A 14,297-nucleotide genomic window follows, 5' to 3' on the forward strand; every position below is an offset into this window, starting at 1 on the left:
AAGCCCGTTTTTTTTAATAAATGCCATCTAATGTTTAATCAGTAATTTACCCGATTGAATTTGATCACCGGTACGAAGCTGATATAAGTAAATCCCCTCGGCCATTTGCTGAACATCCATTACTTCTTCATGTGTTCCGGCTTGCCTGCGCTCGTTTACAAAGGTTGCCATGCTGCGTCCCTGCTTGTCCGAAATGGTCAGGGTTACATCTGCGGCTTGCTGTAAGGTGTAACGAATCGCTGTTTTGTCGCGGGCAGGGTTCGGGTAAAAGCCGTTTGCCGTAATTTCATCTGAAAATCCTTCGGGTCCGGCTGCTTGGAATTTGCTTGTTATTTCCGGAAAAATACCTTCACGCCCCGGTGATGGCCGGGATGGAAGGGCTGCAACGAGGTAATTGGTCAGTGCGCCGGCAGCAGGTGCGGCCAGGTTGCCGCCCAACGAAACCGTTCCGGCAGGGAATACCTTGCTGTAAACATGAAGATACGACGTGCCCGGGTCCGTGGTGTAGATTTTGTCCGCAAGCTTTTGCCATCCGTTCAGCCATGCCGGTAAAACCTTTGCTCTCGGATCATAAGCCACATACACGATAGCTTCCTGGTCCAGATTGAATTTCAGAAACGAGTAGTGTGTATCTTTTTTGTTCGCATTTCCCGTCTGGATAAACGCTGCTCCTTGCAGAAATGCCGGCACGGATACAAAATTATAATCTCTGTCGATGTACAAAGGCACATTTACGCCCATGTTTGCCACTTCGTATGCTTCTGTGCCTTTAATTTCCGGATTTGTGATCAGTGACGGAAGGGAACGTGCTTCAATCCAGTCCACGTAATAAGGTTCTGCGGCGGTCTGCGTATCTACCCGCAAACCCAGATGCCCGAGTGCCGGATATGTTTTGTCTCTTGCTTCCAGCACCGGATCCTTGCTGTACCCGCTTCCGCTGTTGAGATATACCTCTATTTTTCCATCTGCGCTTTTTACAATTTTGATGGAGTACTGTTTGTCGGGATCAAGCGTTATGTGCTCCCAGTCCAGAATAACAGGATAAAATTCATTGCCATCTGACCGGCCCAGCATCAATCCGAGATTGTAGTATGGATGGTATTTCAGAATATAGCCATAATCGGCATCCGGCGACGGTTTGCCAAATACAATGCCGTATTCCCGCCAGTAACCGTTCTTCAGCGGATAAACTTTGGTTTCCAGCACATAGCTTGTGGCAGTGTGTTTTTTGCTGCTCGTGAGTGTTCCGCCGGCGCCGTCGATGTAATTGTAGGCCAAACCATTGACAATGGACCATTTTGCGTAACCTGTCGTCAGCCAGTCTTTGCCCAGGGAAGCCCGGGTAAAATCATCTCTGAAAATTACCTGTGCCTGCAGGGATAAAGGCAAGGTAAGCAAAGTGAGCAGCCAAATGCATTTAAATCGGGTAGAGTTAATTTTCATATTCAAGTTAAAAAAGGATTTTCAAGAAAGTTCCAAACCGGTTGTTCCCGGTACCTGTATTTTGTAAACAGCCGGAATCAGCAAAACGGCAACAATTCATAAGCCGGAATAATGAGAAAATTACTTGACCAGTGCTGACCTTGTATATTCCGGTTTACAGCCGGAGAGATCGTTCCAAAGCCTGCGGTTGCTGCAAAAGTATCTGAGTTATGCCAACTTTTTAATCCGTTTCTGAATGATTTTTCAATGCCTGTTATTTTTATTTTCTACTGAAATACATCTGTCTGGCTCAGAAGGATTTCGATTTCTGATTTTTTATTAAGTTACTTCAATTCCCTTTTATTATCACTATAATTCCTGATTTTCATCTGCCGCAGGAGTTTAAATCCGGTACTGTTTGCAAGAAAAAAGACCATCCAGCCAAACAGCTGAGATGGTCTTTTGTAAAAGGGCTGTTTTTAACCCGTGTCAGTCGGTAACCAGAACCTTTAAAGTTTCCGTTGCCGCTGCCGATTGTATCCGGATTAAATAAATTCCTGAACTTAAAGAAAGATCGGAAACATCTATGTCGGCCTTTGAACCCGCCGTAATCTGTTTTGGCGTTCTGATGTCAAACGATCTGCCATTCGGATTGATGAGTTCAAGAGAAACATTCCCTGCATGCTGACGTGAAATCTCAACCGTGAAGCGCTTCTGGATCGGGTTCGGATAAATCGTGGAATTTTCAAATGCCGCTTTCGATTCCAGACTCCATATTTCCTCTGCACTTGTCCGTGCACCAGAATTTACGGTGCCAGTAATCAGCAGCTGCGGCTTATTGGACGTATTTTCCCTGCTGTTGAAAGTAAGGTTCCGGTTCTGGTTGCTCGGGTTCTTCAACGCAATGCTCACTACTTTGTCTGCTGCAAGCTGCGCCTGAACATAAGCGGTTACATCAATCTCGTAGTACTTTTTTGTATTGGTAACGCCCACCAAACCCAAGACCGTTGATGAACTTGCCGGGGCATTGTTCAGGTTGATTCCGCCTTCGGTCCAGCTATCGTTGTCAACACCGTATGCAGACAAATTGACGGTTGTCGTATTTTCTGTATTGCTGCCGTAAATGCGCAGCTTGGCCGAATTGACCTGACTCACATTGCTGAGCGAGAATTTCAGATAAGCCGAACGTGTAATGCCGTCTCCGCTTCCGGACTTCACAACCAGACTTGTGGCACTTCCGTAATTTGCACCCGCATAGCTGCCGTTGCGAACATACGAATCCGCTAATGGCGACAAGGTTGCCGAAGTAGAAGCAGTGCCGTTTACAGTTACCGTTATGGTTTCGTCATCGGACAAAACAGGCGAGCCGTTATCGGTTACTTTCACTGCAAAAGTATAAGTTCCCGTCGTGGATGGAGTCCATGTAAACACACCCGTCGTTGCATTGATCGCAGCACCGCTTGGAGAATTAACAAGCGAGAACGTTTTGCTCTGGCCTGCATTCGCGTCCGTTGCTGTTGCCGTAAAGCTCATCGCTTGACCGACCGTAACTGTTTTGTTACCAATGGCAGCCAGAACCGGCGCTGTGTTAGAGGTCGTCGTTTGCGGTATGACTTCGATAGCCGATATTTTCGGAATGTTAACCGACCCGACAATAAAATTGATATTCAGGATGCCGTCGGTAACGGTTACTGTAAAAGTTTCCACCACCGGCCGGAGAGCGCCGCCTGCCTTGGCGTAGATATCATAGTTGGTCAGTTTGCGGCTGCCTTCAATGTCTACGTTAAACCTGCGTTTGCCTGATCCGCCTGTACCTCCGCCCGGAGCACCAAACCATGTTTCTGCAAAGTGCAGCACTACGTTCATGGTTCCGTTGGAAACAGGAATGCTGTAATTGAAAGCTTCCGAAGAGCGCTCTGAACGGTAAAGTACATCGTCCGTCGTGTTCAGGATATCTACTGAACTTGCAAGTGTTCCGGTCCGGTTTGTTCCGCCAAAATAATTGTCTCCCATAAACTGCCGGCTGCCGGAAGCAGTAAATGCTGCTCCTCCCGCATTGATCCGGATTGCCGATGCGGATGGCGAATTGCTTACCGTTACGGTAATATCTTCAACATCAGACAGGGCTGGTGATCCGTTATCCGTTACTTTCACCGTAAAGATGAAAGTCCCCGTTGCAGCTGGTGTCCATGTGAATACACCCGTTGCTGCATCGATGGTGGCACCAGCAGGCGCTTTTATCAACGAATAGGTGTGTGTCTGGCTGGCATCGTCCGTGGCTGTTGCAGTAAAGCTCAGAGTCTGGCTTACTGCCACCGTTTTATTGCCGATAGGCGTTAGGACAGGTGCATCATTTCCATTTGTAACCGTCAGCGTAACGGGCAGGTTGGCACTTGTGTAGCCGTCAGCTGCAAAAGTAACGGTTGCATTGTATGTTCCGAGCGCAAGGCCTGTCGGATTGATACCGAATGAAAGGTTGCCTAATGTAGGAGAAGAGGGCAGTACCAGCCAGCTGCTGTTGGCCGTTTTGCTGATGCTGATAGCCGGTGAACCCAGGTTGGCAGACAATGTAACCGTCTGCGCTGCTGGCGCCGAAGTGCCCAATGCATACGTAAAATTCATTGGTGATTCCGACAAGGTCAGTTCTTTTACAGATGCTTCGTACGGTTTGATGTTGCGTGCAATGACAACAATATCCTGGTAATCCAGTCCGCTGGTAGTCTCTTCAAAGGCGATTACATAAGCATGCTCTACCGTCTGGCCGGCTGCATCTTTCAGCGGGTACACGCGGACATGGTGCGGCAAAGCGCCGGTAAAGGTATTGAGCGCGTCCTCACTGTACAGATGGCGGTTGGCAAAGTACGGCCAGCGCGAATAGAAGCCAAAAGAGTTGATACCCGGATCAAAGGAAGATGCTCCGTTGATCTGCACGTCTATGGTCTGGTAATTACTGTTGGCAACTGTAAACAGCTCGGTTTTGGCATTACCGTCACCGGAACTGTACCAGCCGAAGCCCGTGACTGTTCCCGAAGGACCCTGCGGTCCGAACACGGATAAAGGTTCAATAATCACAGGCCCATCCGATGCACGCAGGAAAGCCTGAACAGGAACTTCCTCGCCCAGCAAAGGTGCTTTGGCCGTGGTTGTATTGCTGTGAATGACGTTCGTGCTTTTGTTATCATCGCCAACGTTCACTTTGATGTCATGCGCGTCCAAAACCATTTGCAAGGAAGGTTCGTTGGTGCCTGACAGTCCGCTTGTACCCAATCCTTTCAGTATCACAGTCTGCACCGGGTTGCCCGTGCTTGTAACCTGAATGCTGGCCGTTTTCATACCGGCAGTTGTAGGATTGAATGCGACGTTAAAAGTGACAGCACTTCCGCGGGCAATGGTAACCGGCGAAGAAACTGTCGCCGTTGGTGCCAGTGAAAGTTGAAACTGACTTCTGTCCGTACCGCTCAGCGCAATGCCTGTTACAGTAAGGTTGCTGTTTCCGATGTTGGCCAGCGTAATGGCGTGTGGCTTTCCGGCTGCTCCGCCTACAACATCGTTATCAACGACTTTCGAAGGACTTACTTCGGCAATTCCTGCCTGAACCGTGGTTGATATTGCTTTTAGCAGTACGATCTGCGAAGTCTTTCCTTTTGTATTGTTCCAGTTGTATTCAATGACATACAGGTTTCCAGTCTCCACGTCTTCTGTCAGGTCGAGTGGATTGGTAAAGCCGGAAAGACCTGAAATACCCTCAGTTCCCGAGCCGGTCTGCGCACCGACAATGTCATAAATGCGGTCATCACTGCTGGCCGATGTAACGGACGGGCTTTTGACTTTGGAACCGGGTTCGAGAACAATAATGTCACTTCCGCCGCTGAAACGGCAAACCAGCAATCTTCCTTTCAGAGCACCGTTAAAGGTATTGCTCTTGTATTCGATAGCTCCATTAGGCGATTTGTTGAGCTCAAAGTTGTAGGCTGCGCCCCGGTAGTTGGCATCAGGTCCCTGGCTGGCAGGGTACTTGGGATTGTCCAGATAACCGCGGTTGGCCACGTACTCACCGCGAAGCGGGTTGGGATGGCCATAGTAGCCTACTTTCTTTAAAGGATTCACCCGGAAAAGCCAGTCATTCTGCACTTTAATACTACCGGTCGTATCGACAAAAGGTCCGTTGTAGAAAGTTCCGTCCGGTCTTCTGGTGCCAATTACCGAAGCAGGTGAATTGCCGCCGGCAGCCGAGCCATTTGTAGGAACATAAAGTTGTCCGTTTGTATGCCAAACAAGATCCACAGCGTTGCGAACACCGGAAGCATAAATGGTCAAAGGCGAGTTGCTTGCATAAGGGTTGTAAGTACCATCTGACATGCGGTAGCTGCTGGACGGTGCAGCATTGATCAGCGCCTGATTGGAGGTCGTTCTCACGTCTAATGGCAAAGTAATGCCGGTAAGTTTTTTAAGATCCAGTCTGAGCACAGTTGCTGCCAGAAGGCTTTCGTCGCGCTGCCAGCTACGGTCAAAATTACCCATCGAGCTCAGGCTGCCCTGATTGAAATACAGTGCGCCGTCCGGTCCGAAGGCGATGCTGTTTACAAGGTGATCCGCTTTGGAGCGCGGCAGCTTGGTCAGCACCAGTTGTTCGGTCTGAAGGTTAGCGCCGGTCAGCTTGGAGATGTTGCCGTCAAACTCGGGCGCATTGGTCAGTCCTGCGCTGCAGTGCGATACCCAGGCAATCAGGTTGGTCGCCGTCGAGGCCGGGTCAAAGGTCAGACCCACCGAGGAGCGCAGGCCATATTTGGCTGTCAGCGACTTGATCTCCTGCTGCTCGGAGAGCATGCCGGTCTGGTGATCGACTGTGAAGCGCTCGATGACCCCGTCTAGGCGAAGAGCATAGAACTTGCCATCCGGGCCAAAGGTCAGACACGTATATTTCTTGCCGACTGTTCCAGGAATAACCTGTTTGGGGGCAAATTCCGCGGCTACCGGGTTTGTGGTACCCGTCGTGGTGCTGCCGGTGGTGAAGGTAGCCTCGTAAGGCTTGAAAGCTGCACCGCTGTACGATTTTACCTGATCCGTAACCACGAATCTGTATTTGGTATTCGCTTCAAGTGCATAACGTGGCGAGAAGCTGATGGCATCTCCGCCGCCTGTGCCCTGAGTTGTACCAAGAATCTCAGCTGTGGCAGTACCGACAACTTTGTAAAGCTTAACCGTATTCAATGAAATGGTGCTGTTGTCCACACCGCCTTTGAATCCATCCACAATAGGAACATAAATATTATTGGCCGCAATGCTGGCAGTGTTCACGCTGACATTGGTGGCACCGTTGACAGGCGTGGAAGAAATTACATACGGCTGGTTGGCACCCGATGCAATCACTGTAACCTGCACGAGCGTGCTGGCACTCGTATAGCCTTGTGCAGAAGCCGTAATGGTCGCCGTATAGGTGCCTACTGCCAGCGACATAGCCGCTTTGTAGTCAAACGTTACATTGGGCTCGTTACCGTTGTGACTGGCATCAAAGCTCAGCCAGTTAGATGCGCCCGGACCGTAATCAGCTGTAAGCGTAATAGGAAGGTTATCCTGACTCGTTGAATGATTTAAGTCCAGCGAGAAAGTTTTTCCGGTAGAAGTTGTCGCTTTTTCTACTGCCAGACTGTATTCGCTGGCCGACCAGATCAGGTAAGGCGAAACATTTACCGGTGTAATGACAGCCGTATTGATTTTGGCATTGGTACCGCCGTCGGCATTGATCGTCAGATAACCGTCGCTTACTTTTACCTGCACTTTGCCGGTTTTAAAACGCGTGCTGCTGCCGGCCGAGCCGCTTGGCACAAAGTTCTTGATCGCATTGACACCTTCCACATTGATCGTGTGGCTTTCTGGATACACGCCGATATCGCCGTCACCCGATGTAACCGTCACTTCATAGGAACCGTTCGGAACTTTGATTTCCCAGTAACCTTCTATTTTGGTACCGTTGAATTCACCGCTGATGTCATCCGCCTGCATGTGCATCAGACTGGCCAGCAATACGTCATCCGGATTACTGCGCCTGCGGCCATTTCCCAGGTTGGACGCCCCGTCTCCTGAAAGATCCAGCAGTGTGCCGTTTGAGCGCCTGCGCCATCCGTATTCAAGGCCTGTACCCTGATTGGCCCCTGTTCTCGCTCCCAGCGGCTGACCATAATCCCTGACCCAACCCGCAGGCGGCACGGTGCCGGCATTCTGGAAGTTGACCTGGATCTGTTGCTGAGTCACACTTGGAGTGGTAATCGTGAGGTTGATCAGCAGCGTGGCAGGCTGGTAACCATTTGCAGAGGCAGTTACAATGGCTTCATAAATGCCCGGCGCCATGGTCGTCGAAAAGTTCGAAGGTCCGAAGCTGATGGTGCCCGCAGATGCCGAAGGCAAGGTCAGCCAGCTGCCGGCTGTGCTGCTTAAAGTAATGGCAGGTGAGCCTTCACTCGCAGAAAGTATCGTGGACTTGCCGGTAACAGCCTGTCCCTGCACAGCTGAAAAGTCAAGAGCAGTTGGCTTGAATGTCAGTAATTTGGCAGTCGAGCCATCTTGTGTGATTGAAAAGTTATCAAAAGTGAAACTGACCGATGTGGTTGCATTGCGGTGCGTGGCATAAAGACCTGCATACAATGGTTTTCCGGCCAAAGACATACTTGCAATGTCAACAGCAGGTGTGGCATAGCTTGCACCTGCGTTCAGGTAATTGACCCCGTCAGTGGAGTAGAAGCCTTCCATTTTATTGGTAACAAGATCCACTACCAGCCGAAGCCTTACTGTTTTGGTGTTTAGTCCTGAAATAGTTGCGGTAACACGCTGATCCGTATTGCTGGATGCTGATGCTGTAGAAGACACGTCATTGACTTCCTTACGCATCTCGACCTTGTTGCCGGTAACAGCCAGTTTAACAAAAGTCTTGTCGTTAAGGCCTGCCCAAATGCCGCCCTGCTCGGAACCCGTGCCGTTGAAGGGGTTAATAACCGTGGTCTCAAAGGTCAGTTTGCCGTTGGACGGGATGCCCACGCCCAGCGCATTGATCTGGTTGTTGCTGGTTGTAAAACCGATGCCTTTGTGAGTCTGGATCGTCAGCCTGCCGTTTGCCACTGTCAGTCTGGATGGCTCATAACCCCATACTTGTGCGGAGGAAGCCGTGCCGTCGGCTGTATTGCGGGTACCGGAGTAGGCATCCGCCATCGTAAAGCCGGTACCCAGCTTGTTTTTATCTGCCAGACCACCTTCCTGTCCATCAAAATTGAGCATGAATGGAAGGCTCACCGCAACCTCTTCACAAGGCAGTGTGCTGATGGGTGCGCAGGCCACAATTACCGGCGCTGCAGAGACAGTTACCGTAAAGATGCTGGAAGCCGTGGCCATCGCCTTGTCCGTAGCAGTGATGCGTACAGAAAGGCTGGCAGTCTGCTGTGGAGCTGTACCGCTGAAAGTCTGGGTCTGGGCATCAAAAAGAAGCCAAGCCGGAAGGCTTGCGCCTGAACCAAGCGCCGCCGTGTAGGTCAAAGCATCGCCTTGGTCAGGGTCTGAAAAGCTGCCGGTCATAAACGAGAAGAGCTGGCCGGCTATCAAGGCCTGAGTTTCTGGTGCCGTTACCACAACCGGCGCACGGTTCATGGCGGAAGCAGTAATGGTGAACTCGGTGCTTACGGCCGGCGACTTGCCGTCGTTAGCTGTCAGACGTATCGGGTAAACAGCTGCTGAAACCGGCGTGCCGCTGAAAGTGCGTGAAGAAGCATTGAACGTCAGCCACGATGGCAAGGGTTTGCCATCTGTCAAAGTAGCGCTCAATGTCAAAGGATCGTTTTCGGGATCAATGAATGTATTGGCCGGAACTATAAAGGTAAACGGGCTGCCGACAGGTGTAATTTTGTTCTCAATAACTGTGATAACCGGCGGCTGATTTGCAGAAACACTGGGCAGAATTTCTATAGCATTAACCATGGCGTTGTCAACCGAAGCGTTAAAATCAATGTTCAGGGCGCCGTCTGCAATATTTGTTTCCAGAGATTTGATAACAACAACTTTATTCTTGTTACCGCCTTCAACAAATAAATCCAGATTGTCCAAAACCGTTTTACCTTCCAGATTAACATCAAATATCCGCTTTCCGACGGTTGAATGGTAATTCTCCACCATATGCAGCTTCACAGTATACCTGCCGTTTGCAATCGGAATGGCATAGCTGAGTTTTGTTCCCAGACGACGCTCGTAATAAAGCTCGGGGACAGCAACGCCGCTCAATGTAAAGCTGCTGTTGGCAACAACTCCCGGAACAACCGCATATGTATCATCTGCATTGTAAACATCCGTTCCGACCGTGCGTTTGATCCCGCCTGCGTTAATCCGGTAAGGCGCAGAGACTGTCGGGTAAATTTGCTTGTTGACAGAAAAGTTTTCAAAGGTATAATCAACCGAACCCGAAAATGTAGTGTTTCGTTTTGATGCGTAAATACCTGCGTACATGGTATTCCCCGACAAAGCCATATTCTCTACATTGATAGCAGCCGGGTTGGATGCGCTTGTGTACGTTGCACCGACGTTCTGGTAAGTAATACCGTCCGTTGAATAAAAACCTTCAGCCGTATTGGTATTGAAATCCAGAATGATCCGCAGGCGGACCGTCTGGTTGTTTAGCCCGGAAATCGTGCTCGTAATACGCTGGTCAGGGTTGGTAGAAGGGGAGTTGGAGGAAGTAACGTCGTTTACTTCCTTGCGCAGTTCTACTTTATTGGCTGAAACCGAAAGTTTCAAGAAAGTTTTATCGTTCAGTCCGGCCCATAAACCGGCTTGTTCCGAGCCGGTGCCATTGAACGGGTTGATGATTGCCGTCTCAAAGGTCAGTTTTCCATTTGCTTGAAATCCAACACCCAAGGCATTAATCTGATTGTTGCTGGTTGTAAAACCAAGCCCTCTGTTGGCAGCGATAGTCAGCCTGCCCTGCGCAATGGTGAGCCGGGAAGGTTCGTAACCGATAACACCGGGGGACGAAGGCGTGCCGTCCGAAGCATTCCTGGAGCCGGAGTACGAGTCGGCCATCTTGAAGCCCGTACCCGCATTGTTTACATCCGTCAATCCGCCTTCTGTACCGGTAAAATTCAGTACATAAGGAAGTGGAACATTAATTTCTTGGCACGTAAGACTGCTGATGGGAGAGCATGGTGCAAGGCTGGGTGTAATTGCTTTTTTTACCTCTTTTTTTGTGACATCGGAAGCAGTACTCCATGCAACAGATTGCATGCTTACCATTAATCCAATGAACATAAACAAAGACCGGCTCCGAAGAAACAGGTATCTCTGTTTAGTAAAAAAATAGAAGAAATCTTTCATAACTAATTGGATGAGTATTGTGAAAAGAATTAAGAGAACGTGAGTAGATATAATTAAATGGTACTTGAAAAATCAAAATATAAATCAGGTTTTTATGGTGATCTGAAATGATAAACCAACATAAGCTTACTATCAATTCAGAATTTTAAAATTAAGTTCATGGACATAGTTAACGAACTATACAGGAATTGTGATAAACACAATGCACTGCAACGATTAATTTATAATAATTATGGATATGGGTTATGATTTTAGAATTAAGTAATAGATAAAAACTGTTTACTTTATTCTAATGATTTAACAGAAGAAATGATCAATCAAATTAGCGGTTGTAATCTGGACTGCTTGCAAATTTACTAATTAAGAATTAAAATATGGTAAGTAAATGCCAAACAAATTTTTATTATTTTACTATAACATACAAATAAAAAATATGATTATTTTTACAAATAAGGCGTCTGAAATGTACTTTATGCAATAACTACATCAAAAATTATAGAGCACCAAAAATTTTGTAAAATTAGTTTACATTCGGCTAATTCAGGTTCGCTAACAATTGATGGATTTGTAGTACATATATGAATGTAAATAGTTTAATATTGAATGGGCAGAACCAAAATGTATATTTGAATATAAAATTAATTAGTTGATGTTTAATGAATAATTCCTGCTTCCAAACCAATCAAATCAAATATATGTAAAATGCTTGTTCAGATACATTGCCGTATAATAAGTCATGCAAAAATCAGCATGTTCAAACTTGTCAATTCAGATAAATATTATGTATAAAAATCGGTGGTATCCGGCATATAAATACCGGTTAATAAAATATTTGCATGCTGAACAATTTGAAAAGCAGAATGAATTTATGAAGCATTTCAATTAGACACAATGCTGCTGTTTCTTTTGTAACATGCGACCTGAAAACCGGATTATCATTTCATTCCACTGTTTCAACAAGTAAAGTTCGGCCCTGTGCCGCTTACTAAATCGTACGGATTCCCAAAAACGGTTTGCCTTGATTAACAGAACCCTGATCCTCAGCTTTTTTATTATTGTAAAGTTTGTGCTGCATTACCTGATCATTGCACCAGGCTATGATTTGCACCGTGACGAATACCTGCATCTTGATCAGGGAAAACACCTTGCATGGGGATATTTGTCTGTTCCGCCCTTTACATCCTGGAATTCTTTTATTATCCTGCAATTAGGGAATTCCGAATTCTGGGTAAAGTTTTTTCCGGCGCTGTACGGAGCATTGACATTGCTGGTTATCTGGAAAACAATCGAGTTGCTTGATGGAAATGTATTTGCACTTATTCTGGGTGCAACTGCCATAACATTTTCCACGTTATTAAGAATGAACATGCTCTTTCAGCCAAATTCAGCGGATATACTTGGCTGGACTTTGATGTATTATTCGATACTTTATTATCTCAGGACTAACCGGAATAAAGGACTTTATATTGCTGCAATTGTGTTCGGATTCAGTTTTTTAAATAAGTACAATATTGTCTTCCTTGTAGCCGGGCTTGTGCCGGCACTTTTGCTGACAGAACATCGTAAAATTTTTTACAATAAACATTTATATATCGCTGCACTTGCAGCATTTTTGATCATTTCCCCAAATCTGATTTGGCAATATCAGCATCATTTTCCTGTTTTGCATCACATGAAACTGCTGGCTGAAACGCAGCTTGTCAACGTAAGCAGATGGGGGTTTCTGAAGGAACAATTATTGTTTTTCATCACGTCCCTGTTTGTTCTGCTGGCGGCATTCGTTTCTTTTTTTGTATATCCGGCATTTAAAAAATATCAGGTATTTTTCTGGTCTTTTGTATTCACTTTGGTGCTTTTTATATACTTAAGGGCGAAGAGTTATTATGCGGTCGGACTATATCCGGTTTTCATTGCATTCGGATCGGTTTACCTGGAAAAAGTGTTTACAAAAAGATTATTCTGGTTGCGCCCTGTGTCGGTTATATTCATTTTAGTTTTTTTCATTCCCATGTTCCGTGTTGCATTTCCAATTAAAAATCCGTCTGTGATTGCAAAGGATTCCGCAGTGTTCAAAAAACTTGGTTTGCTGCGATGGGAAGATGGAAAAGATCATAAACTTCCTCAGGATTATGCGGATATGCTGGGATGGCGCGAACTGGCGCAACTAGTGGATTCCAGTTATGCCAAAATAAATGACAAGAAACATACGCTTGTACTTTGCGACAATTATGGTCAGGCCGGTGCAATCAATTACTATTCCAGGTTTAAAGATATTGGTGCCGTCACGTTGAATGCCGATTACATCAACTGGTTTCCGTTACAGGAAGAAGTTAAAAATATAATCCTGATCCAATCTGCGGATGACGATGATAAAAACAGAGAAAAGGAAAAGCCGTTGTTTGGTAAAATAGCTTTTGTTGGTAAAATAAGGAATTCCTATGCACGGGAAAGCGGCACAAGCGTATATGTTTTGCTGGATGCCAGAGTTTCCATCAACAAGATTCTGAAAAGCGATATTGAAGAAAATAAATGGGATTAACTCTCGGTTTTTTTGATCTCGTAAACGGAACGAAAGCCGGAAAACATGATACTGCAAAATAGAACCTGTACTTAAATGAAGTTGTCAACTGTCATGGCATTACATTTTAAATAAACCAGTTTGCAGCAATTGGTTTCATATAAATTTAAATTGAAATGAACGTAACAGGAAACACAGTTTTAATCACCGGCGGTACCTCCGGAATTGGTCTGGCATTTGCAGAAGAATGGATAAAAGAAGGCAGTCGTGTAATCATAACCGGCAGACGAGCAGACAGGCTTGAAGCGATCAAAAAAAGATTACCCGGTATTATCACCAGGGTTTCAGACGTTTCGGATGCAGCGCAAAGAACCGGTCTCGCAGAATGGATTCTGCAAAATTATCCGGAGACCAATGTGCTTATCAACAATGCCGGCATACAGCTGGTTACGGATTTGAAATCACCGGTTGATCTGGAAAGAGTGCGTTCCGAAACCGAAACCAATTTTATTGCGCCACTCCATCTGGCCTCGTTATTTACGCCGCATTTTGCTGAAAAGGAAGAGGCAGCAATCATTAATATAACATCCGGACTGGCCTTTGCTCCGCTGGCTTTTATGCCTGTTTACTGTGCCACAAAAGCGGCCATGCATTCGCTGTCCTTATCGCTCAGACATCAGTTGAAACATACCGGAATCAAAGTATTTGAAATTGCTCCGCCGGCCGTGGATACGGAGCTCGGACACGACAGGCGTGAGGATAAAAGCCAGTCGCATGGCGGCATTTCGGTTCAGGAATTTATTGCCGGTGCCATGGAGGCGATAAAAAAGGATGAACTGGAAGCGGCAATCGGCCAGGCTGCGGGGCTCCGGGTTAAACGGGAAGCTTTGTTTGAACAAATGAATCCCTGATGCGTGCTGCCCGAAATCAGTTTTAAGCGGGTTGGCTAGCAATTAATGGTATGGAAAGATGAACAGTTGCTGCGTGGCAAATACGTTAAGCTTGTGAG

The 14,297-nt window shown here is 46.8% G+C and carries 4 protein-coding genes; 2 read left to right on the forward strand and 2 right to left on the reverse strand.

Going from position 1 to position 14,297, the window contains the following annotated elements:
- Nucleotides 1–27: 27 nt before the first annotated feature.
- Complete coding sequence (locus tag FEM55_RS16800; protein ID WP_138282488.1) at nt 28–1,443, reverse strand: T9SS type A sorting domain-containing protein; 1,416 nt, start codon at nt 1,441–1,443, stop codon at nt 28–30.
- Between the two features lie 468 nt (nt 1,444–1,911).
- Nucleotides 1,912–10,704 (reverse strand): malectin domain-containing carbohydrate-binding protein, encoded by an 8,793-nt coding sequence (locus FEM55_RS16805; protein ID WP_171036587.1) that lies wholly within the window; start codon nt 10,702–10,704, stop codon nt 1,912–1,914.
- Between the two features lie 1,084 nt (nt 10,705–11,788).
- Between FEM55_RS16805 and FEM55_RS16810 the strand changes: the two genes are divergently transcribed.
- Together FEM55_RS16810 and FEM55_RS16815 are read left to right on the forward strand one after the other, a co-directional pair.
- Nucleotides 11,789–13,309 (forward strand): glycosyltransferase family 39 protein, encoded by a 1,521-nt coding sequence (locus FEM55_RS16810; protein ID WP_138282490.1) that lies wholly within the window; start codon nt 11,789–11,791, stop codon nt 13,307–13,309.
- 155 nt (nt 13,310–13,464) lie between these two features.
- A complete protein-coding gene (locus FEM55_RS16815; protein WP_138282491.1) occupies nt 13,465–14,199 on the forward strand; it encodes an SDR family oxidoreductase in 735 nt (244 codons plus the stop codon).
- Nucleotides 14,200–14,297: the final 98 nt, after the last annotated feature.

The organism is Dyadobacter sediminis, from assembly GCF_005860765.1.
In the GTDB taxonomy this organism is placed as follows: domain Bacteria; phylum Bacteroidota; class Bacteroidia; order Cytophagales; family Spirosomataceae; genus Dyadobacter; species Dyadobacter sediminis.